At 58.2% G+C, this 22,342-nt stretch carries 27 protein-coding genes; 17 read left to right on the forward strand and 10 right to left on the reverse strand.

Going from position 1 to position 22,342, the window contains the following annotated elements; translation table 11 throughout:
* Window positions 1-45: 45 nt before the first annotated feature.
* The 5 genes from ACR0J4_RS19720 to ACR0J4_RS19740 form a co-directional block, all read right to left on the reverse strand.
* The gene (locus ACR0J4_RS19720; protein ID WP_170380494.1) at window positions 46-342 is read right to left on the reverse strand and encodes a chorismate mutase; all 297 of its coding nucleotides are present in this window, start codon (window positions 340-342) and stop codon (window positions 46-48) included.
* The gene (locus ACR0J4_RS19725) at window positions 339-890 is read right to left on the reverse strand and encodes a GNAT family N-acetyltransferase (RefSeq protein WP_170643788.1); all 552 of its coding nucleotides are present in this window, start codon (window positions 888-890) and stop codon (window positions 339-341) included. The genes ACR0J4_RS19720 and ACR0J4_RS19725 overlap by 4 nt, the downstream gene beginning before the upstream one ends.
* Entirely contained in the window at window positions 887-1,441 is a 555-nt protein-coding gene (locus tag ACR0J4_RS19730; RefSeq protein ID WP_170643787.1) for a GNAT family N-acetyltransferase, read from the reverse strand. The genes ACR0J4_RS19725 and ACR0J4_RS19730 overlap by 4 nt, the downstream gene beginning before the upstream one ends.
* On the reverse strand, window positions 1,442-2,950 hold the full coding sequence (gene ffh, locus ACR0J4_RS19735) for a signal recognition particle protein (RefSeq protein ID WP_170474255.1): 1,509 nt from the start codon (window positions 2,948-2,950) through the stop codon (window positions 1,442-1,444). It lies immediately after the preceding gene.
* Between the two features lie 162 nt (window positions 2,951-3,112).
* A complete protein-coding gene (locus tag ACR0J4_RS19740; RefSeq protein ID WP_170643785.1) occupies window positions 3,113-3,631 on the reverse strand; it encodes a hypothetical protein in 519 nt (172 codons plus the stop codon).
* A gap of 88 nt (window positions 3,632-3,719) precedes the next feature.
* Here ACR0J4_RS19740 and ACR0J4_RS19745 point away from each other — a divergent pair, with 88 nt between their 5' ends.
* Window positions 3,720-4,250, forward strand: coding sequence for a prolyl-tRNA synthetase associated domain-containing protein (locus tag ACR0J4_RS19745; RefSeq protein ID WP_170643783.1), 531 nt, complete (start codon window positions 3,720-3,722; stop codon window positions 4,248-4,250).
* Here the strand turns inward: ACR0J4_RS19745 and ACR0J4_RS19750 are convergent, their stop codons facing one another.
* Together ACR0J4_RS19750 and ACR0J4_RS19755 are read right to left on the reverse strand one after the other, a co-directional pair.
* Window positions 4,251-4,991 (reverse strand): aspartate/glutamate racemase family protein, encoded by a 741-nt coding sequence (locus tag ACR0J4_RS19750; RefSeq protein ID WP_170747424.1) that lies wholly within the window; start codon window positions 4,989-4,991, stop codon window positions 4,251-4,253. It abuts the gene before it with no gap.
* Window positions 4,992-5,064: 73 nt separating this feature from the next.
* Complete coding sequence (locus ACR0J4_RS19755; protein ID WP_170556354.1) at window positions 5,065-5,646, reverse strand: NAD(P)H-dependent oxidoreductase; 582 nt, start codon at window positions 5,644-5,646, stop codon at window positions 5,065-5,067.
* Window positions 5,647-5,758: 112 nt separating this feature from the next.
* Here ACR0J4_RS19755 and ACR0J4_RS19760 point away from each other — a divergent pair, with 112 nt between their 5' ends.
* The 4 genes from ACR0J4_RS19760 (at window position 5,759) to ACR0J4_RS19775 (ending at window position 8,373) form a co-directional block, all read left to right on the forward strand.
* Window positions 5,759-6,637 carry a LysR family transcriptional regulator gene (locus tag ACR0J4_RS19760; RefSeq protein ID WP_170556355.1) on the forward strand — a complete coding sequence of 293 codons (879 nt, stop codon included), beginning with the start codon at window positions 5,759-5,761 and terminating at the stop codon, window positions 6,635-6,637.
* Window positions 6,634-7,539, forward strand: a complete 906-nt coding sequence (locus tag ACR0J4_RS19765; RefSeq protein ID WP_170643780.1) for a DMT family transporter — start codon at window positions 6,634-6,636, stop codon at window positions 7,537-7,539. The genes ACR0J4_RS19760 and ACR0J4_RS19765 overlap by 4 nt, the downstream gene beginning before the upstream one ends.
* A gap of 59 nt (window positions 7,540-7,598) precedes the next feature.
* The gene (locus ACR0J4_RS19770; protein ID WP_170643779.1) at window positions 7,599-7,874 is read left to right on the forward strand and encodes a hypothetical protein; all 276 of its coding nucleotides are present in this window, start codon (window positions 7,599-7,601) and stop codon (window positions 7,872-7,874) included.
* An 85-nt stretch (window positions 7,875-7,959) separates the two neighbouring features.
* Window positions 7,960-8,373, forward strand: a complete 414-nt coding sequence (locus ACR0J4_RS19775) for a universal stress protein (RefSeq protein ID WP_170643776.1) — start codon at window positions 7,960-7,962, stop codon at window positions 8,371-8,373.
* Between the two features lies 1 nt (window position 8,374).
* Here the strand turns inward: ACR0J4_RS19775 and ACR0J4_RS19780 are convergent, their stop codons facing one another.
* Window positions 8,375-8,710 (reverse strand): metalloregulator ArsR/SmtB family transcription factor, encoded by a 336-nt coding sequence (locus tag ACR0J4_RS19780; RefSeq protein WP_170556359.1) that lies wholly within the window; start codon window positions 8,708-8,710, stop codon window positions 8,375-8,377.
* A gap of 84 nt (window positions 8,711-8,794) precedes the next feature.
* Here ACR0J4_RS19780 and ACR0J4_RS19785 point away from each other — a divergent pair, with 84 nt between their 5' ends.
* The 8 genes from ACR0J4_RS19785 to ACR0J4_RS19820 all read left to right on the forward strand — a co-directional run bounded on the left by ACR0J4_RS19785 (window position 8,795) and on the right by ACR0J4_RS19820 (window position 15,132).
* Window positions 8,795-9,706: a DMT family transporter gene (locus ACR0J4_RS19785; protein ID WP_170643845.1), complete on the forward strand. Its 912-nt coding sequence runs from the start codon at window positions 8,795-8,797 to the stop codon at window positions 9,704-9,706.
* A gap of 185 nt (window positions 9,707-9,891) precedes the next feature.
* The gene (locus tag ACR0J4_RS19790; protein ID WP_170380482.1) at window positions 9,892-10,224 is read left to right on the forward strand and encodes an AtpZ/AtpI family protein; all 333 of its coding nucleotides are present in this window, start codon (window positions 9,892-9,894) and stop codon (window positions 10,222-10,224) included.
* A 2-nt stretch (window positions 10,225-10,226) separates the two neighbouring features.
* Entirely contained in the window at window positions 10,227-10,985 is a 759-nt protein-coding gene (locus ACR0J4_RS19795; protein WP_170380481.1) for a F0F1 ATP synthase subunit A, read from the forward strand.
* Window positions 10,986-11,033: 48 nt separating this feature from the next.
* A complete protein-coding gene (locus ACR0J4_RS19800; protein WP_005981269.1) occupies window positions 11,034-11,258 on the forward strand; it encodes a F0F1 ATP synthase subunit C in 225 nt (74 codons plus the stop codon).
* 86 nt (window positions 11,259-11,344) lie between these two features.
* Window positions 11,345-11,896, forward strand: a complete 552-nt coding sequence (locus tag ACR0J4_RS19805) for a F0F1 ATP synthase subunit B' (RefSeq protein ID WP_170643775.1) — start codon at window positions 11,345-11,347, stop codon at window positions 11,894-11,896.
* A gap of 5 nt (window positions 11,897-11,901) precedes the next feature.
* Window positions 11,902-12,462, forward strand: coding sequence for a F0F1 ATP synthase subunit B (locus tag ACR0J4_RS19810; RefSeq protein WP_170556362.1), 561 nt, complete (start codon window positions 11,902-11,904; stop codon window positions 12,460-12,462).
* A 147-nt stretch (window positions 12,463-12,609) separates the two neighbouring features.
* The gene (locus ACR0J4_RS19815; protein ID WP_170643774.1) at window positions 12,610-13,467 is read left to right on the forward strand and encodes a DUF5672 family protein; all 858 of its coding nucleotides are present in this window, start codon (window positions 12,610-12,612) and stop codon (window positions 13,465-13,467) included.
* 150 nt (window positions 13,468-13,617) lie between these two features.
* Window positions 13,618-15,132: an FkbM family methyltransferase gene (locus ACR0J4_RS19820; RefSeq protein WP_170643772.1), complete on the forward strand. Its 1,515-nt coding sequence runs from the start codon at window positions 13,618-13,620 to the stop codon at window positions 15,130-15,132.
* A gap of 17 nt (window positions 15,133-15,149) precedes the next feature.
* Here the strand turns inward: ACR0J4_RS19820 and ACR0J4_RS19825 are convergent, their stop codons facing one another.
* On the reverse strand, window positions 15,150-15,926 hold the full coding sequence (locus ACR0J4_RS19825) for an FCD domain-containing protein (RefSeq protein WP_170643770.1): 777 nt from the start codon (window positions 15,924-15,926) through the stop codon (window positions 15,150-15,152).
* Between the two features lie 150 nt (window positions 15,927-16,076).
* Here ACR0J4_RS19825 and ACR0J4_RS19830 point away from each other — a divergent pair, with 150 nt between their 5' ends.
* The 4 genes from ACR0J4_RS19830 to ACR0J4_RS19845 all read left to right on the forward strand — a co-directional run bounded on the left by ACR0J4_RS19830 (window position 16,077) and on the right by ACR0J4_RS19845 (window position 21,725).
* Window positions 16,077-17,285: an aminotransferase-like domain-containing protein gene (locus ACR0J4_RS19830; RefSeq protein WP_170643768.1), complete on the forward strand. Its 1,209-nt coding sequence runs from the start codon at window positions 16,077-16,079 to the stop codon at window positions 17,283-17,285.
* A 35-nt stretch (window positions 17,286-17,320) separates the two neighbouring features.
* The gene (locus ACR0J4_RS19835; RefSeq protein WP_170643766.1) at window positions 17,321-17,716 is read left to right on the forward strand and encodes a hypothetical protein; all 396 of its coding nucleotides are present in this window, start codon (window positions 17,321-17,323) and stop codon (window positions 17,714-17,716) included.
* A 141-nt stretch (window positions 17,717-17,857) separates the two neighbouring features.
* On the forward strand, window positions 17,858-21,313 hold the full coding sequence (locus ACR0J4_RS19840) for an AAA family ATPase (protein ID WP_170556368.1): 3,456 nt from the start codon (window positions 17,858-17,860) through the stop codon (window positions 21,311-21,313).
* A gap of 55 nt (window positions 21,314-21,368) precedes the next feature.
* Window positions 21,369-21,725: a hypothetical protein gene (locus ACR0J4_RS19845; RefSeq protein ID WP_170556369.1), complete on the forward strand. Its 357-nt coding sequence runs from the start codon at window positions 21,369-21,371 to the stop codon at window positions 21,723-21,725.
* Window positions 21,726-21,749: 24 nt separating this feature from the next.
* Here ACR0J4_RS19845 and ACR0J4_RS19850 read toward each other — a convergent pair whose 3' ends face one another.
* Window positions 21,750-22,235, reverse strand: coding sequence for a LysM peptidoglycan-binding domain-containing protein (locus ACR0J4_RS19850; protein WP_170643764.1), 486 nt, complete (start codon window positions 22,233-22,235; stop codon window positions 21,750-21,752).
* Between the last annotated feature and the right edge of the window lie 107 nt (window positions 22,236-22,342).

Consider the following 22,342-nt stretch of genomic DNA (forward strand, 5'->3'; position numbering starts at 1 on the left):
GCCGGGGATTGCCCGGTCAATTCTGGTGTTTGTTGAACCGGAGGTTCACTCTTGATGTTTCCGGTGGTGTCGGATGACTTCCTGAATGATAAAATTCAGAAAAGCCTTGGCGAAATCGGGGTCCAGATCGGCCTCTTTCGCCAGGTCTTCTAGCCGCGCGATCTGCGCGGCTTCGCGCGTGGGATCGGACGGGGGAAGGTCGTGTTCGGCCTTGAGCTTGCCAACGGCCTGCGTGTGCTTGAACCGCTCGCCCAGCGTATAGACGAGGATCGCGTCCAGCCGGTCGATGCTTTCGCGATGCTCTTTCAGCAGCGTCGCAGCCTGTGTCACGGGGTTGGTCATTGGCCGATCCTTTCGGAGGTCAAAGCAGTGTTAGAAACGTTGATACGCGGGTGACGCCACATCTGGGCTTTCTTACCCAGCAGCTCGGCTTCGCGTTCATAGGTGGCGCCAAGACGCTCGGCCAAAGCGCGCGAGCGGTCATTTGCATGGGCAATGTAGGACATCACGCCGTTCAGGCCTTGATGCTGGGCTGCGTAGCGGCGCGCGGCTTGTGCGGCCTCGAAGCCCAGACCTTTGCCTTCGGCCTGCTCCATCAGGGTCCAGCCCAATTCCGGCTCATCCCAGCCCGGAGCAAAGATTATACCCGCCCAGCCGGCGAACGCGCCGCTCGATTTCTGGGTCAGATGCCACAGGCCAAAGCCATTGAGCGCCCAATGACCCAACCGTTTGGCCAGCGAGTCCCAGCTGCCCAGCTCATCCTTCGGACCTCCCACCATATAGCTGCGTTCTGTTTTGAAGAACGCAGTCATCGCGGGCAGGTCGTCCTGATGAGGGGCGCGCAGGATCAGACGTTCGGTTTCGAAAGTGGGGATGGTGAAAGAGGTCATGCGTAGGCCTCCATTCCACCGTTCACCAGATCCGCCGGGGCAGGGTGCCGCCAGATTTCCGAGGTCCCATACTTGGGATGCTCGTAGATGTATTCGAACTGTGCGCCCAGACGTTTGGCAACGGCGATGCTGGCATGGTTTTCGGGGTCGATCAGCGAGATCGCAGTGTCCCAACCCAAAACATCATAGGCATAGCTGCGCGCCGCAAACCCGGCCTCAGTCGCGTATCCCTTGCCAGTGGCGTGGTTCAGCAGCGTCCAGCCAACCTCGGGTTCAGGCCAACCTTCGGGGCACCAGAGACCGACACGACCAAGATATTCGCCGGTGTCTTTTTCATCGACGCTCCAGTATCCGTAGCCGCGCAGCGACCAGTGGCCCAGCAGAGCCGCGATCATACGCCACACTTCATCCCGGCGCATCTGACCGCCGACATACTTCGCAGCTTCGCTGGCGAAGAACGCGGTGTCTGCGTCAAGATCAGCCTCAGACGGCGCGCGCAGGATCAGGCGCTCGGTCTCAAGCTGGGGGATATGATGCGTGAGGGCAGTCATTTACTTCTTCTTGCCAAACCCGCTGAGGCCCTGAGGCAGGCCCATGCCACCGCCCAGTCCGGGCAGACCACCGGGCATCTTGCCACCCATGGCCTTAGCCGCCTGTTCCAGCGCCTTGGGATCCATGCCTGCGGCCATATCCTCAGGCGAGGGGCCGCCTTTACCGAACATGCCCTTCATGGCCTGTTTCAGCATCTTGCCTTTGCCCATCTTGCCCATTTTCTTCATCATGTCCGACATCTGCCGGTGCATCTTGAGCAGTTTGTTGAGGTCGCTAACCTCCATCCCCGAACCCGCTGCAATCCGTTTCTTGCGGCTGGCCTGCAGCAGCTGCGGGTTGGCGCGCTCGCGTTTGGTCATGGATTGGATCATGGCGATCTGCTGACGCAGGATTTTGTCGTCGAGACCGGCCTGATCCATCTGCTTGGCCATTTTGCCCATGCCCGGCATCATGCCCATCATGCCCTGCATACCGCCCATCTGGATCATCTGTTCCAGCTGCATTTTCAGGTCGTTCATGTTGAACTGACCTTTGACCATGCGCTTCATCATGCGCTCGGTCTGTTCCATCTCCATCGTTTCCTGGGCCTTTTCGACCAGAGCAACGATGTCGCCCATGCCCAGAATACGACCAGCGATCCGGTCCGGCTCGAAGGTTTCGAGCGCGTCCATCTTCTCGCCCAGACCAACAAAACGGATCGGCTTGCCAGTAACCGCGCGCATCGACAACGCCGCGCCGCCGCGCCCGTCACCGTCCATCCGGGTCAGAACCACGCCCGAGATGCCGACCTTGGCGTCGAACTCCTCGGCGACTTCAACCGCGACCTGACCGGTCAGGCCGTCAACCACCAACAGGGTTTCGCGTGGGTCAACCACATTGCGGACCTGCTCAACCTCGTCCATCAGGACTTCGTCAATGTGCAGACGGCCCGCGGTGTCGAGCATGTAGACGTCATAGCCGCCCAGTGTCGCCTGCTGCTTGGCGCGTTTGGCGATGTCGACGGGCGACTGGCCCGGAACGATCGGCAATGTATCGACACCGACCTGAGTCCCCAGAACGGCTAGCTGATCCATCGCTGCGGGGCGATAGACGTCGAGCGAGGCCATCAGGACCTTCTTGCCCTCTTTCTCTTTCAGTCGTTTGGCGAGCTTACCGGTGGTCGTAGTTTTACCCGAGCCCTGCAGACCGACCATTAGGATCGGGGCAGGCGGGTTGTCGATCTTCAGCTTGCCGGGGTCTTCTTCGCCACGCAGAGTTTCGACCAGCGCGTCGTGCACGATCTTGACGACCTGCTGGCCGGGCGTGATCGACTTGGTCACCGCCTGACCGGTCGCCTGTTCCTGCACCTTCTTGACGAATGCGCGTGCCACGGGCAGCGAGACGTCGGCCTCAAGCAGGGCAACGCGAACTTCGCGCAGGGCGGTTTTGACGTCTTCCTCGGACAGCGCACCTTGTTTGGTTAGCCGGTCAAAGACGCCAGAAAGGCGTTCGGATAGATTTTCAAACATGCCTTCGGCCTCCTTAGCCGGTTATCTGATGGCCCTTCCTAGGTAGGAAACACCGGTTAAATACACAATTGCCCCCACGGGCGAAACTCGCTGGTGGGGGGCGATCCCTGAACGACTCAAGGGACCGGAAGGTCATACGCTTCCGGATGTTTGGATGCGGCTTTAGGCGGATTGGCTGTCAGAGTCAACCTTGTGCGCCGGAAGCCAGCCATTGACCGCATCGACCATCCGCTGTGCGCCGCCTCCGCTTACATAGGCTTCGACAATCGGGTGACGGCCAGCACTCATGCCTTTTTCCAGAATCAAAACGGGGCGATGCATCTTGGACGAGGTTCCTTTACGGCTCGAGGTGGTGGTCTCCACCTCGGCATGGGAGAGGTTCGACAGATCATGTTCCACGGTGTCATAACCAAAGATCGATTGGCGGCGGATCACGATGCTGTTTGTGCGACGGTCCAGTATGACCTGCACGCGCCTCACAAAGACGCAGAAGGCGCCAAAGCCCAAACCGCCACCGGCCAGGGCAAAGAAAATGCCAAAAAAGATACCCTCACCCCCTTCGGTTGCCATGAAAAGGCCTGCGCCGACGAAACAGAGGATGAAGACAACCAGCATGATGCCTATCAGCCAGGGTGTATTGGATAGGATCAACTGGTCCGGAGTGTTGCGCGAGACTTTCATGGCGGCACGCTAGCATCGAATTTGAGGTCTGTCGTGGCTTGAATTCGCCCGCGCGTTGCGCGATGAGCGCGCCAAACAGGAGGCTCTCATGGACGCATCATCCGCTTATCAAGATACATTGCCGCTCAGTTCCGATGCGTTATTGGCGCAGTTGGATGATTGGGGGTTGGAGTACCGGCTGCATTCTCATGTGCCACTGCGCACGGTTGAGGATGCGAAGGCCGTCGAGGGCCAGTTCATGGTGCCGGGCGAGAATGCCTTGCGGTTGAAGAACCTCTACCTGCGCGACAAGAAAAAGCGCAACTATCTGGTGACGCTTGAACAGAGCCGAGAGATTGACCTCAAAGCGCTGGGCACTGAATTGGGGATCGGCAACCTGTCTTTTGGCTCGGCAGATCGGTTGTTGCAGAACCTTGGCATCCGTCCGGGTGCAGTCAGCCCGCTGGCGATGATCAACGGGGTGCAGAATAACGTGCGGTTCTTCATGGACGCAGCGGCGCAGCAGGCCGACGTGATCTACATGCACCCGCTGGTCAATGACCGAACCGTCGCGATGGAGCGCGCGAATTTGTTGGCGTTCTTCAATCAGATAGGTTGCGATGTGACCTGGCTGGCTTAATCAGTCCTCCAACGCCTGTTTCAGTGCAGCAGCGACATGGGCCGCCGACGGGTTGATGAACAAATGCCCGTCGGCTTCGAACACAGGGTCGTCCAGATGGTTGGGGAAAGCCAGCGGCAGTTCTGTACAAGCCAGCAGGATGGCCGTGCCCGGTTCTGCATGCTTGTTACAAAAGGCCAGCAGCCGGTCATGAGCGGATTCTGACGCACCGCCGTAAAACTCGCTGTCGATCATGGCCTGCATCTCGGCGATTTCGGCTTCGGGCAGGCGATCAGTCGCGGCGATGCCGTCTTTGGCCAACCTGTCGGCGTAGTTGGTCGCCTGCATGGTCACGGCCGTGCCCAAAACCAGCGCCCGTGACGCGCCTGTTGACGGGGTGACCTCGGCCGTCGCGTCGAAGATGCTGAGAATGGGCATCGACACGCCCTGCCGGATCGCATGAAGACGTGCGTGTGGAGTGTTTGAGGCGATGATCCCAAAATCACATCCCGCATTCTCCAAGGTCAGAAGCGCCTCGCGAAACACCGCGTCGAATGCGCCCCAACTGGCCTCATCGCCGGCCACACCGCGCAAGGCCCGTGTTTTGGCTTGCGTGACGGATTCGAGTGTCATCGGTGGAATGGGTAGGGGGGACCCGTGTCCACGCGCGGCGAAGTGGCGGCTCGCCCCTTCGGAAATCGCGCGGTAGTAATCCACCGTCGAGGCCCAGCCGACGCCCCCAAGAATTCCGATCTTTTTCATGACAAACGCCCAATCCGCAGAAAGCTACTGCTGTGCAGATTGGACGTTTCGCTTTGCTTTGGCCAGAGCCTGATCAGGCTGCCAGTTCACCAATGGCTTTGTGGGCATTTTTGACCGACGAGTCGGCATCAATGGCCAATTGATCTGCAGCTACGACGTCGACGTCAGTGATGCCAATGAAGCCTAGAACATGCTTGGCGTAGTCGGTTGCAAAGTCGATGTCAGACCCGACTGCTGTGCCACCTGATGCGATTGCCAGAACGGCGCGTTTGCCTTCCAGCAGGCCTTTGGGGCCGTTCTCGGAGTAAGAGAATGTCAGACCGGCTCGGGCAACCAGATCAATCCATGCCTTGAACGCCGCCGGGACCGAAAAGTTGTAGATGGGCAGGCCGATCACGATGGTATCGGCGCGTTGCAGTTCGTTCACCAGCTCGTCGGACAGGGCCAATTGATCGCGCTGAACGGCATCGCGTTGGTCTGCCGGAGTGAAGTTAGCGGCGATCCAGTCCTCGGTCAGCAGGGGCAGGGGGCTGGCCAGATCGCGGCGGATGATGCGTTCCGCGCCAAGATGCTGGACGATGCGATGCGACAGGTCTCGGGTTGCTGATCCGGTGCGACGGGCCGAGGCGTCGATATGCAGGATTGTTTTGGTCATGATGTCCTCATTGGGGAAATTTCGCTCTGCTCCCAATATGAGCGTTGCGCTGGCGAACAAAACTCGGCTAAGTCAACATTGAGTGTTTGAAATTGCACATTATGAGGTCGTGATGGACAATTGGGACGAAGTCAGAACCGCGTATCAGGTGGCCCGCATGGGAACGGTCAGCGGCGCGGCCGAGGTTCTGGGCGTGCATCATGCGACGGTCATTCGCCATATCGACGCCATTGAGGCGCGTCTGGGCGTGAAGCTGTTCCAGCGTCATGCGCGGGGGTACACCCCAACTGAGGCGGGTGAGGACCTGTTGCGCGTGGCCCAAGCCACCGAAGATCAGTTCAACCAGCTGGTCGGTCGCATGAAGGGCCGCGGGGATGATGTCTCGGGTGAATTGGTCGTGACCTCGCTGGCGTCGCTGGCCCCTCTGGTCGTGCCGACATTGACCGAGTTTCAGAGGTCACATCCGGGCCTGATCGTCCGCTATCTGACCGGAGATCGTCTGTTCCGGCTGGAATATGGTGAGGCGCATGTGGCCATCCGCGCCGGTGCCGCGCCCGATCAACCAGACAACGTGGTACAGCCCTTTGTCGCGCAGGAGGTCGGGCTCTACGCCAGCAAAGATTATATAGCGCGGCGCGGCAAACCTTCGGGTGTAGAGGATTTTGGCAATCACGCATTTGTCGGAAATGACGATGAAAACAGCCGCGCGCCGTTTTCACGCTGGCTGCGTGCGAATGCACCGGTTGAGGCGATGACTTTCCTGTGTTCCAACAACTTCACCTGTGGCGAAGCGGTTCTGGCCGGGGCAGGGATAGGCTTCATGGCCCGATGGGAGGCCGCGCGCCATCCCGAACTCGAAGAGGTCATGGAGCCACTGCCGGAATGGTCCGGCAAGCTGTGGCTGGTGACGCATGTGGACCTGCATCGCACGACCAAGGTGCAGTCCTTCCTGCAATTCCTGAAGGACCAGTCCAAGGGCTGGCTGCCATGAGCCCACAAGCGCGTGGCCATCTGGCCATGCTGGTCTTCTCGGCCCTGGTCGCGGGCAGTTTCTCGTTGGGGTCGATTATCGCCAATGAGATCGCCCCGGCGGCGCTGAATGCGGTGAGGTTCGGGATAGCAGCAGGTGTGATCGGCCTTGCCGCATTGGCCACCACAGGTTTGCCACGCAGCGCGGCGCGGGCGCCTTGGCGGTATCTTGTGCTTGGCGGGCTGTTCGCCACCTATTTCGTGCTGATGTTCTACGGGCTGCAAACCGCCCCACCGGTCAGCGCGGCTGCGGTGTTCACCTTGACGCCCATGATCGCCGCCTTCGCTGGGTGGGCGCTATTGCGTCAGGTCGCAACGCCCCGGATGGCACTGGCCTTGGTGGTTGGTGCAGCAGGTGCGTTTTGGGTGATTTTTCGCGCGGATTGGCAGGCGTTCCGGGCGTTCTCGATCGGAGGGGGCGAGATCATCTATTTCTGGGGCTGTGTCGCCCATGCGATCTACACCCCGATGGTGCGCAAACTGAACCGGGGCGAGCCGGCTGTTGTCTTCACCTTCGGCACGCTTGTAGCCGGGTGTCTGTTGCTGACCGGCTTTGGCTGGCGCGATATCCTTGCAACCGACTGGGCCAACCTTCCGGGTATCGTCTGGCTGGGCCTGTTTTACCTGTCCTTCTTTGCGACAGCTGTCAGTTTCGTGCTGGTGCAGTTCGCCGCTTTGCGCCTGCCCTCGGCCAAGGTAATGGCCTATACCTATCTGGTCCCAAGCTGGGTGATCCTGTGGGAGATCGCGCTGGGCAACGGCATCCCGACAGGCCTTATTCTTGGTGGGGTCGGGCTGACCATCCTCGCGCTTCTCATGCTCTTGAAAGACGAAGCGCCCGCTCCGCAAACAGCGCCGGAGTGACTCTTGTGCTTGATCCCAGCTGTGGCAGAATTCGACCATTGCCCGAAAGGAACGCAAAAATGACCCGAGTTTTCGTGATTGGAACGGCCCTTTTCCTCTGTGCCTGTGCCCCGAGCGGCTCTGACAAGAAGGGATCAGATCTGCAGGCCAGTTGCGAGGCGCTGGTATCGGCGGAAACAGGTGTGGCATCTGGCGATGTTCAGGCGACCTCTACGCGGTCAGAGGCAACGGGAACGGTCGTGAGCGTCTCTGTGACGGGTGCTGAAGCACCCTGGATTTGCCGGGCGGATGTGACCGGTGTGATCACCGACGTAGAATACAGTCAGGAGGGGTAAACCGGCCTTTTTGAAGGGGTTGAGCCAGATCAAGGCCCTAAATTGCGGTATCCTCTAATCTCAAAACTGGAGAGAGGAGGAATTCATGTACAATCACATCATGATCCCTGTCGACTTGCATATGCCGCCTGAGGTCCAGAAGGCAACTGCAGTCGCGGCTGAAATCGCCAAATGGCAGAGCGCCAAAGTTACCCTCGTCAGCGTGACGGGTATGCAGCCTGGCGAGGCCTTGCAAACGGATGAGGCGATTGCCGAAAGCCTATCGGCGCTGGCAGACGAGATCGGCAAACTAAGTGGCACCGAGGTTGAGACGCGCAATATCTACTCTGTCGATGTCGCCGCCGAGGTAGACGGGGATCTTGCGAAAGCCGCCGAAGAGATTGGCGCGGATCTGATCGTTGTTGGCACACACGCCCCGCGGATCACAGACTACATCTTCACGAGCCACGCCGGGAAACTGGCGCAGCATTCAAAAATGTCGGTCTTCGTGGTCAGATGACTTAAGGGTCGTCTCCCGACGGTAGCTCGACTTCCAAAAACCGTTCGAACGCGTCCAGATTGACGGGTTCGAACTGCCCGAAGCCCTGCATCCAGACCGAGGCCGCGCGCAGGGCGTCCGGCTCCAGCTTGCACCATTTCACCCGCCCGCGTTTTTCCTGGCTGATCAGCCCGGCCCGGGTCAGAATGACCAGATGTTTCGAGATCGCGGCCAGAGACATCTCGAACGGTTCGGCCACATCGGTGACGGCCATGTCATCCTCCAGCAGCATCGCAAGGATGGTGCGGCGGGTCGGATCGGCCAAAGCGGCAAAAACAGTATCGAGGTCGTTTGACATGTCACGTTCCTAATACGCAGGAACCGGTTTGACAATTTGCGGCCCATCGCGATGCTGCGCGTTGACTTGAAAATGGGTGTCTCAATGCCGCTGAAATACTGGCTGGTGATCTGTATCCTCGGCATAGGCTGGGGCATGTCTTTCATGTTCAACGCCATTTTGCTGCGCGAACTCGGGCCGCTGTCCGTGTCCATGGGGCGGGTTGGGTTTGGAGCACTGGGGTGCTGGATTTACGTCATTGGCGCCCGTCTGAACGTACGCCTGTCAGGCAACCGCGTGATTGCCTTACTGGGGTTTGGTGCGCTCAGCTATGCCGCGCCATTCGCGTTTTACGCGCTGGGCCAGCAGCATATTGGTGCCGGCGTGGCGGGTATCGTGAATGCAACGACGCCTGCCTTCGCGGTCATCGTCTCGCATTTCTGGCCGGGGGGTGAGCGGGCAACCTTCTTGAAGTCTATGGGCGTGGTCTGTGGGTTCGCGGGCATTGTCGTGCTGTCGCTGCCGGTTCTGTATTCCGGGGCCGGTTCCCAGTTCTGGGCCATACTGCTGATCCTGCTGGCTCCGGTCTGCTATGCCTTCTCGGTCAACTTCGCGCGCGCGTTCCAGGATATGCAGCCCGTGGTTCTGGTTGCCTTGGCTCTGACCGGAGCAACACTGGCAATCACTCCGCTGGCCCTCTGGCAAGAGGGGTTGCCCCATGTCACCCGGGTTGAGACCTGGGCGTCTCTGCTGATGATCGGATTTGTCCTGACCTCGGCGGCGTTCATCGTGTTTTATTGGCTGCTGCCCAAAGTGGGTCCGACGAACATTTCAACCGTTACCCTCATCGCGCCGGTCTCGGCGTTGGTGCTGGGAACGTGGGTGTTAAAAGAGGCCCTGCGCCCCGAGCATATGCTTGGTATGGCAGCGATCCTTGTTGGGCTTTTGCTGATCGATGGCCGGATTGTTCGGCGAATGCGCCAAGGCGCGGAAGTCAAAGATCAACCAAAGGGTTGAATATGGCATTTTAGGCGGATTGCCTGATTTTGACCTTTGCCTGTACAGTTACGCGATTTCGCCTAGGTGGTTTATTGATTTTAAATCAATACTTTAACCTGCGTCAATTCGGGCGCGCAACAGCGTTGACTCTGCGCCTCTTGCCCCTTAGCACCTAGCCTCAAGACTGTACGAGGGAAACGCCCGTGACCGATGACGACCAAAAGCAGCGTATGGCGCAGCTTGAGGCCAAGATCGACGCGGCGAAAAAAGCAAAACAGCCCAAACCCCGTGCAGATGCTGACGTATCCGGAGGCGAGCTTGCCTGGAGGATGGTCATCGAAATGGTATCCGGTCTGGGGATCGGATTTGGCATCGGATACGGGCTGGACAGCCTGCTCGGGACAATCCCGATTTTCTTGGTGCTGTTCACATTGCTGGGCCTTGTCGCGGGCGTGAAGGTTATGCTCCGCAGCGCGAAAGAGGCACAAGAGAAACAAATGGCGGCGACGGCTGCCGAGAAGGACGAGAGGGACTGAACGTGGCAACTGAGACCACCGCAGCAGAAGGCAGCAGCCTGGTATTCCACCCAATGGATCAGTTCATCGTCAAACCGCTGTTTGGCGACGGCGCAGTTGGCATGTTCACCATCACCAACGTGACCCTGTGGCTGTTCTTTGCAATCGTCGCGGTTGTTCTGCTGCTGGTTCTGCCCACATCGAAGCGCGCAATCGTTCCGACACGTATGCAGTCGATCGCAGAACTGACCTACGGTTTCGTCTACAAGATGCTGGAAGACATCTGCGGCAAGGAAGGCGTCAAGTTCTTTCCATATGTCATGACCCTGTTCATGTTCATTGTCTGCGCCAACTTCCTTGGCCTGATCCCAACCTCGTTCACCACAACCTCGCATTTCGCGGTCACCATCCCGCTGGCGCTGGCTGTGTTCCTGACCGTGACCGTTCTGGGCTTTGTCAAAAACGGTGCCGCGTTCCTGGGCCTGTTCTGGGTTTCCAGCGCGCCTCTGGCCCTGCGCCCGATCCTGGCGATCATCGAGCTGATCTCGTACTTCGTACGCCCCGTCAGCCACTCCATTCGTCTTGCCGGTAACGTCATGGCTGGCCACGCGGTTATCAAGGTTTTCGCAGGCTTCGCTGCGGTTGCCGTGATCTCGCCCGTGTCCGTTTTGGCGATCACCGCAATGTATGGTCTTGAGGTCCTGGTGGCCTTCATTCAGGCCTACGTATTCACAATTCTGACCTGTGTTTATCTGAAAGATGCGCTGCATCCGTCGCACTAAGGTCCGAACACCCAACATCGAAACTTCCAATTCGTAAGGAGATACATCATGGAAGGCGATCTCGCACACATCGGCGCAGGCCTGGCAGCAATCGGTTCCGGCGCAGCCGCAATCGGGGTGGGCAACGTAGCAGGCAACTTCCTGGCCGGCGCCCTGCGCAACCCTTCGGCGGCTGCTTCGCAGACCGCAACCCTCTTCATCGGTATCGCGTTCGCAGAAGCCCTGGGGATCTTTGCATTCCTGGTCTCGCTGCTGCTGATGTTCGCCGTATAATCTGCGGAACCTGATCCTTACGCGCAGGTGGGCCCAAGCCATAGCGGCCCACCTGTTGTAAAGACACGTTTCCGACGGAGGATATCATGGCGACTGAACCCCTTACAAAAGAGGTAGCTGGCTCGTGCGTCGACTCCTATGGCTCTGCCATCGGGATGCCGCAGCTCTGCTTCGATTGGTTCCCCAACCAGATTTTCTGGCTGGTCATTACGCTGGTCGTCATCTTTCTGGTCCTGTCTCGCGTGGCTCTGCCCCGCATCGCGGCAATCCTGGCTGAACGTCAGGGGACCATTACAAATGACCTGGCTGCGGCCGAAGATCTGAAGGCCAAGGCGGTCGAGGCCGAAGAGGCCTACAACAAGGCGCTGGCCGATGCCCGTTCTGAGGCTCAGCGTATCGCAGCGGAAGCCCGCGCCGAAATCCAGGCTGGTCTGGATGACGCGATTGCCAAGGCGGATGCGGAAATCGCTGCAAAGGCGGCTGAATCGGAGAAGGCAATTGCCGACATCCGTGCCGGTGCGCTGGAAAGCATTCAAGTGGTTGCCAAGGATACGGCGGCTGAACTGGTGACTGCACTGGGCGGCGAGGCGGATGCCAAAGCCATCGACGGTGCCGTTGACGCGCAGATGAAAGGATAAGTGACATGCGGAACACTCTTGCCCTTATCCTGACCTTCGGCGCAGCCAGCCCCGCATTGGCGGCCAAAGGCCCGTTCTTCTCGCTGGGTAACACCGACTTTGTTGTCCTTCTGGGCTTCATCGTCTTCATCGCGGTTCTGTTCTACTTCAAGGTCCCCGGCATGATCGGTGGCGCCCTGGACAACCGTGCCGAGGGCATCAAGTCCGAGCTGGACGAAGCCCGCGCCCTGCATGAAGAAGCGCGTAGCCTGCTGGCCTCGTACGAGCGCAAGCAGAGCGAAGTGCAGACGCAGGCAGATGCCATCGTGGCTGCGGCCAAGGACGATGCGGCTCTGGCAGCGGAACAGGCCAAGGTCGATCTGGAAAAATCCATCGCACGCCGTTTGGCGGCCGCGCAGGATCAGATCGCTTCGGCTGAAGCTTCGGCTGTGAAGGAAGTTCGCGATCAGGCGATCTCGGTTGCGGTATCCGCTGCAAACGCCGTTCTGGCGAAACAGATGACTGCGACGCAGGCGAACAAGCTGATCGACGCGGCCATTGCTGATGTCGGTGCTAAGTTGCACTAGAGCATGCAAGACCAATGTTTCAGGCGCCTGTTGAGGTGCCTGAAACATAACAACACCGAACGTTGCGGACGCCCTGTATTTCCAAAGAACAACACTTCTATAGTACCTGCTGGTTGCATTGAAACAGAGTGACTTAGGAGATTGATCTTGAACAAGTCAGTAAGCAGTACATGTACTGTTGTGGTTCCGGTCTATCGTGAACTTTGTTCGGCTGAGCTTCAGGTACTCAAGCACAATCTGGACGTGTTGGCGAGAAATAGAGTCGTGCTCATTGGTTCACGCTGTCAACGTGATTTGCTACGAAAAACGAGAGATGTCATATCACCAGCGGTCGGACAGGAAGTTCTCTTGGAGCTCTTTGAAGGCAATCACTTTGAAAGTGTAAAAGGTTACAACAGTCTACTAAAGAGCGAGACATTTTTTCGCCGCTTCTTGGACAGCGAGTACATTTTGATCTGTCAGCATGATGCGGTTGTTCTAAGGGATGAAGTTGAGGAGTGGGTGCAAAAAGGCTATGCATTTGTCGGAGCACCTATGTTTAAAGGGTATAGCGAGCCTCACAGGCCATTGAAGCTCTTGAAGACGTTGAATGGAGGGTTCAGTTTGCGCCACGTTCAATCTGCTTTGAGGGTGTTGCAATCGACGAAAATGATCAATCGAACCAAGTTTTTTAGTACGCTTTCTAAGCTTGGTTTCGTGCGTATTGCTGATTGGATTTGTCGAATTTTTCTAAATTCCAGGGTAATGGTTGTGAAATCCGGTATAAACGAGGACATTTTTTGGTCCGGATTTGTGCCAGAAAGATTTCCAGAATTTCGGGTTCCACGGCCGAGAGACGCCGCTCAATTTGCCTTTGAAGCTTGTCCGTCAGAGTTATATGAACTGCTTGACAGAAAATTACCAATGGGCGGTCATGCTTATGAGCGGTATGAGCCTGACTTTTGGGTAAAACATGTGCCCGCCGAATTGAAGGCTGCGATAGGATATTTGGGAAAAACTGAATAGCGAAGCCCGGACTATTGCTTCTGCCGAAGTGTCAAACAAGGCAAACACTTGGTCGGCAGGTTTCATTGGACACCAGCCTGGCAGAGCTCAGTACAATCTTGCTTTGTGCAAACTGCGACGCATGTCGCGCGAGGAAACGGACGAAAAGAAATGAAAACGATACCGAAGGCGTCTGTCGTAACCAACAAGATCGGGTACGAGTTGGAGTTTTCGTTCTGTTCGTTGGTGTCCAGCGCTGATCAATACCAAAATATGATTGTTTCAATGCGAAATGCGGGTTTTGATGATACATTTTGCGAGTTTCTATATGTCGACAATCGCGCGGAAAATACTGGTGATGGATTTGCTGGTTTGAATGCGGCCCTAAACCAGGCTCGAGGGCGGTATGCGATTTTGTGCCATCAGGATATCCTTGCAATAGATGGACCCGCAAGGTTGCGAGAAGTAATTTCACAAGTTAGCGAGCTGGATCCAAATTGGGCGGTTTTAGGGAACGCAGGAGTTGGAGGCAAAGATCGTTATTACTATTTGACTGAAAGAAACACAGTTGTCGCAGGGACGAAAAGGAACCCAATAGCCAGGGTGAATTCTCTTGATGAGAACTTCATGGTGGTTCGCCAAAACACCCGCGTTGCATTCTCGAATGATCTCACGGGGTTTCATCTCTATGGAACAGACCTCGTTGCGCAGGCCGAAATGCGAGGATACTCTTGTTACGTCGTCGATTTCCGAGTGGAGCATTTGGGCCTAGGCAAGATTGACGATGCGTTCAAGGAATCTTGCAATAGGTTCGAAGAAAAATATGCTCGCGCATTCAAGCCGAAGACTGTAACCACGACATGTGCAACAGTCGACATTGGTACATTGGAAGGTAAGGGGCGAAAAGATCGCTACCTTGGATTTGAACGCGGACCAAACTTTGTTCGGCCGAGTAAAAAAGCGAAGAAGAAAATTCGTTCAAAACTGTCGGGGCACACCATTGAAATAGACGGAATGCGATTCAGCTACCCCGAAGATATTCCTTTTGCTGCGTACCACGCCCTCTACAAAGGGATTTATCAGCAACCAGAGCGCAATTTGATGCAGGACTATCTTCCTCCTGATCTCCCAGTCGTTGAACTTGGTGGATCCTATGGAATTGTCTCAGGACTTTTGAATCGAAAACTGAACGAGGACGCTCGCCAAGTTGTTGTCGAAGCTAACCCCGAACTCTTAGACCTATGCAGAGAAAACGCGCTCGCTATCAACCCTAGTCGAAGACTTGCGCTAGTTAATTGTGCGATAGACTATTCTGGAAGAGATAGTATCTCGTTTACGGTCACCTCCGGTACCCACGGTAGCCATGTCGCTGAAAACTGGCGGGACAACGGAACCGGTGGCGAAAGAATATCGGTGCAAGCCAAAACATTGACGCAGCTACTGCAACAAGAGTGCATTGAAGGTGAGTATTCTTTGGTGTGTGATATTGAAGGCGCTGAGTTCGATCTGATTTCCCAAGATGCAGCGGCGCTTAGCAACTGTCGCGCAATGATCGTGGAATTGCATCCTGGAGTGTTTTACGATCGGGGGAAAACCGTTCAGCAATTACTAGAAAAGCTGGAGGCTTACGGTTTTGAAATTCAAAAAAGTGAAGCGACGGTTGTTGCTGCCGTACGACCAACCTAGGAATTGGTAAACCTACATCAATCGGGCCACATCATCGGTAGATGTTGAAGTCTTTGCTTTGCGATTTCGTCATTTCGTTTCGAGGTTTGTTGCTCAAAGAGACACGTTTCGACAAAACTCAAGTGTTTTTCAACAGCTTGCTTTGCCTTGAAAGGATCGCGCTGTTGCAGTGCCTGATTGATCGCTCGGTGTTGGTCGAGGATGGCTTCGCGGGTTGCGCGTTGCTGGAACATCATCTGGCGGTTGTAGAACACGCCTTGACGTAGCAGGTCATACATTGACCTCATCATATGCAGCATGATCACATTGTGGCTGGCCTCGATGATGGCCATGTGGAAATCCGCGTCCAGTTGCGCCTCATCTTGGGTGGCGTTGCGGGCATGGGCGGTCTCCATCCGGTCAAAGATCGCCTGAACGACCTTCAGATCACTTGTCGATCCCAGACGCGCGGCACGCTCGGCGGCCAGCCCCTCGAGGTCGCGGCGGAATGAGAGGTAGTCGAACACCGCTTCTTCATGGCTGCCAAACAATCGGATCAGCGCTGGCGAAAAGGCAGATCCTAACACCTCGGCCACGTAGATCCCTGACCCGGCTTTTGCGGTCAGCAAGCCTTGCTCCTGCAATTCGGCGATGGCGTCGCGCAGGGACGGGCGCGAGACTCCCATCCGCTCGGCCAGTTCTCGTTCTGACGGCAATCTCTCGCCGGGGCGCAGGATGCCACGCAGGATCAGCAGCTCAATCTGCCGAACCACAGCAATCGATAGCTTCTCAGTCTGAATTTTCTGAAAGGGCATAGGGTCGTCCGAAATTGGTCAAAACATATGACCACAGGGCGCGTGCGGGTTCAAGAACAGGGGCTTCACATCGTGTGAAACATTAGGTCAGCATTATTGACTTTACTTAGTGTCTGCATAGGCTGCGCGCATTGAGATCGGAGGAGCCCAATGACCACACATCCGCTATTCGCCACTCGGACGCAGAACATGAAGGCATCCGAGATCAGGGAGTTGCTTAAACTCCTGGATCAGCCGGATATCATCTCATTCGCCGGTGGTATCCCCGATCCTGCCCTGTTTCCGGCGGACGCGTTTGCGCAGGCCTTTCAGGCAGCTCTTGGTCCGGACCGGCAGGCGCAAGCGCTGCAATATTCGGTGAGCGAAGGATATGCTCCGCTGCGCGAATGGTTGGTCGACCATATGGCCTCAATCGGAGTCGCGTGTGACATGGACAACATCCTGATCACTTCGGGCTCGCAGCAGGCGCTGGACTATTTGGGCAAGCTGTTCTTGTCTCCCGGCGATACCGCCTTGGTCGGCTGGCCGACCTATCTGGGTGCAATCTCCGCGTTCAATGCCTATGAGCCGCGTTTCGACCAGCTCAGCGTTCCCGGCAATCAAGGGGCCGAGGAATATCGAAAGGCCGCAGGCGAGGGACGGGTCAAATTCGCGTATCTCTCGCCGGACTTTTCCAATCCCACGGGTGAAACTGTCGATCTGCGTGGGCGCGAGGCGCTGCTGGATCTGGCCGAGGATCTGGACTGCGCGGTCATCGAAGATGGGGCCTATCAGGCGCTGCGCTATGACGGTGCGCCAATCCCTCCGATTCTGGCGCTGGAGCAAGCGCGGAAGGGGTCGATCGAGGACTGTCGGACGATCTATTGCGGCAGTTTCTCGAAAACCCTGTCGCCGGGGTTGCGGATTGGTTGGGTTGTGGCGGCCAAACCCATCATCTCGCAGCTGGTGCTGATGAAGCAGGCGGCGGATCTGCATTCGGCCACGATCAACCAGATGGCCGTGCATCAGGTGGCGACGGCCCGTTTCGAAAGCCATATCCCCAAGGTCCGACAAACCTATCGCGCGCGTCGCGATGCCATGCTGACGGCGTTGCAGGCGCATATGCCCGCGGGTGTCTCTTGGACCAAACCCGAGGGGGGGATGTTCGTGTGGCTGACGCTGCCCGCCGGGACCAGCGGTGCTGTGCTTTTGGCCCGGGCTCTGGAAACGGTCAAAGTGGCCTTCGTGCCCGGTCAGGCGTTTTTCCCAGATGGCAGTGGTGAAAATACAATTCGGCTGAGTTTTTCAAACTCTGACGAGGACACCATCCGTGAAGGCATTCGAAGACTTGGGCAGGTCCTGCGTGCCGGCGGTCAGTAAGGCTTCGTTAACCATATCGCCGTTAGAACGGCAGCATGATGCGCTTGCTTCCTGTCCTGCTGCTGGCTGCCTGTTCTGGCGGCTCGCCTCATTTCCGCGATATGCCTGCAACGCGGGTTGCGGTGAATGGCAGTGTCTTTGACGTGCGCGTGCGCGGCCCATTGGCCGAGGCGGTTCGGGTGAACTCTCAATACGCGCCGCGGCTGGGGCCGGTTCGCGACCGGGCAGCGCTGGCCATGGCGCAGGTCTCGGGCTGTCCGTTGATGGATGTGCTGGGGGATGCGGCGGTGACGGTGGGCGTGCTGAGCTGTGATCAGGAACTTGGGGAAAAGCTGATCTTTGGTGCGCTGCTTTTGCGGCCCTATGAATGCGTCAACTACGGCTATTCTGGGGAGACCGGTTATCAGGTCTTCGAATGTACGCCCTACTAGCGCGCGTCGCATTGCGCGTGAAACTGCCAAGATGTTGTGGATAACTCGGGTCCATTGCCCATATCCTGCGCATATCCGTTGACTCGGCCCCAATCCGTTGCGCAGACTTCCCTGTATTAGGAATCATGGGACAGGCCGCCTTTGCGCTTTAGCAAACTCAAACTGACCGGCTTCAAAAGCTTTGTTGATCCGACCGATCTGATCATTGCGGATGGGTTGACTGGTGTGGTGGGTCCCAATGGCTGCGGCAAATCCAATCTTCTTGAGGCTCTGCGCTGGGTGATGGGTGAAAACCGCCCCAAATCCATGCGCGGCGGCGCGATGGAGGATGTGATCTTCGCTGGGGCGGCTACGCGACCCGCGCGCAACTTTGCCGAGGTGGTCCTAACCATGGACAACTCGGAACGTCTGGCGCCTTCGGGCTTCAATGACAGCGACCAGTTGGAAATCGTCCGCCGCATCACCCGCGACGTGGGCAGCGCTTACAAGACCAATGGCAAGGATGTGCGTGCCCGCGATGTACAGATGCTGTTTGCCGATGCCTCGACCGGGGCGCATTCGCCCGCGCTGGTGGGGCAGAACCGCATTGCCGAGCTGATCAACGCCAAACCCCGTGCCCGTCGTCGCATTCTGGAAGAGGCTGCCGGGATCTCGGGCCTCTATCAGCGACGGCATGAGGCCGAGTTGAAGCTGAAGGGCACCGAGGCCAACCTGACCCGTGTCGATGACGTGCTGGAACAATTGGGCGGCCAACTTGCGCAATTGGCTCGTCAGGCCCGTCAGGCGGCCCGCTACCGCGAGATTGGGGAACAGTTGCGGCAGGCTGAGGGGATGTTGCTCTATCGGCGCTGGAAAGAGGCCGATATCGCCCGCCAGGTTGCCGAAGACAAACTGCGCGACCGGATCACCGAAGCTTCACGCGCCGAGGCTGCCGCCCGGGAAGCCGCCGCCAAACGCGCCGAGATCGAGGAAACCTTACCTCCCCTGCGCGAAGAAGAGGCCATCGCCGCCGCCGTCCTGCAACGCCAGCAAGTGCAGCGCGATCAGCTCTCGGATCAGGAAACTCGCGCGCGCCAGACCATTGAAACGCTGACCAACCGCATTCAGCAACTCGGCAACGATATCGAACGTGAAACGGGTCTGAACCGCGATGCGGGCGAAATGATCGAGCGCCTGGAATGGGAAGCCCGCGAGTTGATCAAGGCCGCGGAAGGTCATGATGAGAAGGTTACCGAGGCCGCTGAAGTGGCGCGCGAAGCGGCCTCCATCCTGCAGGAACGCGAAGACCACCTGTCTCAACAGACCGAGGATATGGCCCGCCTGGTCGCACGCCACCAGTCTGCGCAGCGATTGGTTGAGGACAGCCGCAAGACCCTAGCCCGTTCTGAGGGCGAAGAGCAGAAAGCGCGGCTGGCGGTTGACGAAGCCAAGTCTGCCCTGACGCGCGCGGATGACGCTTTTGAGGCGGCGCAAGAAGGTGAAGAAGAGGCTCGTGAAGCTGCCGAAGCGGCCGAGGAAGCGCTGGCTGCCGCAGATGAGATGCGGACCGAGACGCAGGCGCGTGAGGCCGAGGCACGGGCCCAACGGTCCGAGGCTGAGGGTGAGTTGGGGGCCATCCGGGCCGAAACCACCGCGCTGGCCAAGCTGGTCGAACGGGACACCGCCGAAGGCGGGCAGGTGCTGGACCTGTTGCGTGTCGCACCGGGCTTTGAAAAGGCGCTGGGTGCGGCTTTGGCCGATGACTTGCGCGCGCCGTTGGTTGAGGGCGATGGGCCATCGGGTTGGGTTAAGGTCGCGGGTTATGACGCAGATCAGCCTCTGCCAGAAGGCGCCGAACCTTTGGCGCTGCATGTGTCAGGACCGGATCGCCTCAGCCGACGGATCGCGCAGATCGGCTTGGTGGATGCAGAGCTAGGCGCGCGGTTGCAGGCGTCCTTGAAACCGGGTCAGCGGCTGGTGTCGCGATCCGGTGATCTGTGGCGCTGGGACGGGTTCCGCGCCTGGGCCGAAGATGCCCCCAGCGCAGCCGCCTTGCGATTGGAGCAACTGAACAAGCTGGAAGCCCTAAAGCAGGAACTCGCCCGCACCGAGGCGCAGGCCGAAGGGGCTCGCGCCGCGCATGAGGCCCTGTCGCAGCAATTGGCCGATGTCACCGAAGCCGACCGTCGTGCGCGCGAAGCCCGCCGCGCTGCCGATCAGCGGATGGCGGAAACCGCCCGTGCCCTTTCGCGCGCCGAGGCGGATCGCAATCTGGCGCAGGGCAAGCTGGAAACTCTGACCTTGTCTGTGGATCGCCACAAGGACGACGCCATGTCCGCCCGCGCGCAACTGCGTGAGGCCGAAGCCGCGCTGGCCGAACTGGGCGACCTCGACAGTGCCCGCGCGCAGGTCGAAGACATCAAGCAAACGGTCGAAGCCGCGCGGATCACCATGCTGACCCACCGCTCGACCCATGATGAACTGCGCCGCGAAGGCGAGGCTCGGACACGTCGCAGCCAGGAGGTAACGAAAGATCTCAGCGGGTGGAAGCACCGGTTGGAGACCGCCGAGAAGCGGATTTCCGAACTGGCCGACCGCAAGGAGGGGTCCGAGGAGGAACTCTCCGAGGCCATGGCTGCGCCAGCCGAGATCGCCGAAGCGCGGGAAGAGCTGAATGAGATGATCGAAGCCGCCGAAGCCCGCCGGGCAGAGGCAGCCGACAAGCTGGCCGAGGCCGAGACCCAGCAGCGCGAGGTTGTCATGGCCGAGCGAGACGCAGAACGCGTGGCCTCAGAAGCGCGCGAAACCCGTGCGGCAGCTGAGGCGCGCTGTGATGCGGCGAAGGAAAGCGTCACAGCAGCGGCCGAGCGGATTGCCGAAGATCAGCAGCTGACCCCGAACCAGTTGCTGAACCAGTTGGACGTGAACCCGGATCAGATGCCCGCCGCCGACGCTCTTGAGGCCGAGGTCAACCGCCATAAACGCCAGCGCGACGCGATGGGCGCGGTCAACCTGCGGGCTGAAGAAGACAGCAAAGAGGTTCAGGAGGAATTCGACACGCTGAACGGCGAAAAGGCCGATCTGGAAGAGGCAATCAAGGCTCTGCGTAGCGGCATCGCCAGTCTCAACCGCGAAGGGCGTGAGCGGCTGCTGACCGCGTTTGAACAGGTGAATTCGAACTTCGCCATGCTGTTCAAGCACCTGTTTGGCGGTGGCGAGGCCAATCTGGTCATGGTCGAAAGCGATGACCCGCTGGATGCCGGGCTTGAGATCATGTGCCAGCCACCGGGCAAGAAGCTCTCGACCCTCAGCCTGTTGTCGGGCGGCGAACAGACCCTGACAGCAACCGCGCTGATCTTTGGCGTCTTCCTCGCCAATCCGGCCCCGATCTGCGTGTTGGACGAGGTCGATGCACCGCTGGACGATGCCAACGTCACCCGGTTCTGTGACCTGCTGGATGAGATGTGCCGCCAGACCGACACGCGGTTCCTGATCATCACCCACCACGCAGTAACTATGGCGCGGATGGATCGACTGTTCGGGGTCACCATGCAGGAGCAGGGCGTCAGCCAGTTGGTCTCGGTTGATCTGAAGAAGGCGGAGCAGATGGTCGCCTGACCCCCTCACTGCAACGTTATGCCTGTTTCACGACGCTTCGGGCTAGAGTGTCCGCATGATACGTTTTCTGTTGCTCGCCCTGCTGACCGCCAGCCCGCTTTCTGCGGCTGAATGGGCCGTAAAGCCCGGAGACGTGCCTCTGACCTCTGAAGAGCTGAACGGTTTGGCAGGCCGAACCTTGACCTTTTTTGACGACGGTCAGTCCAAATACTCCGCCGGAGGGGCCTATTCCTACACCTACGCCAGCGGAGAATCCGCCTTTGGAACCTATTCCATTGCCGAGGATGGCAGCGTTTGTGTCGCCTATCGCAACGGGTTCAGCCGGTGTGACCTCTATGTCCGCAGTGGCGATCGGTTGATTCTGATCGATCAAAAGGGCGATCGGTATCCGATCAGACCCGAAGCGCAATAGCTGTCTGCCGCTAGTCACGCGCGATCAGACGATAGGAATCCTCAACTCCTGACCGGGGAAAATCACATTCGGGTCGCTGATAAAATGCGCGTTTGCCCGTTGGATCACCGACACCTGCCCAGCATTACCGTATTGCGATACAGAGATCGCGGTCAGAGTATCTCCGGGCGCGACGGTGTAGTTCCTATACCCGACATATCCCGGCAGAATGCGCGGACCGTAAAAGATCGGAACATGGACGGTCGGAATCCCGCCGTCACCACCGGCGCTGTCATCTTTGACCGTCAGGATCAGACGGTCGAGTTGGAAATTCGGATTGTCAGGGACTTCCAGCGTGGCCTGAAACTGGCGAAGCGCAATTGCCCCAGCCGTCGCGGCTCCATTGAATTCCACATGACCTTCGGTGACCGAGATGGAAAGGTGTCCTTCAAAGCCAACGGCGTTGCCGGCGATCATGATTGTCTGGCCGACGATGTCGAAGGGTTGGGGCTGAAGTATTTCAATATTCATTAATGAACTCCTTCGCAATGGATAAGGAAATCATACCCCGAACGGGCTTCGGGACAAAATCGGACCGGTGGAAAATGGCCAATCATGCGCCCCGGCTGACGTTCTGG

Source organism: Ruegeria sp. B10 (assembly GCF_056539825.1).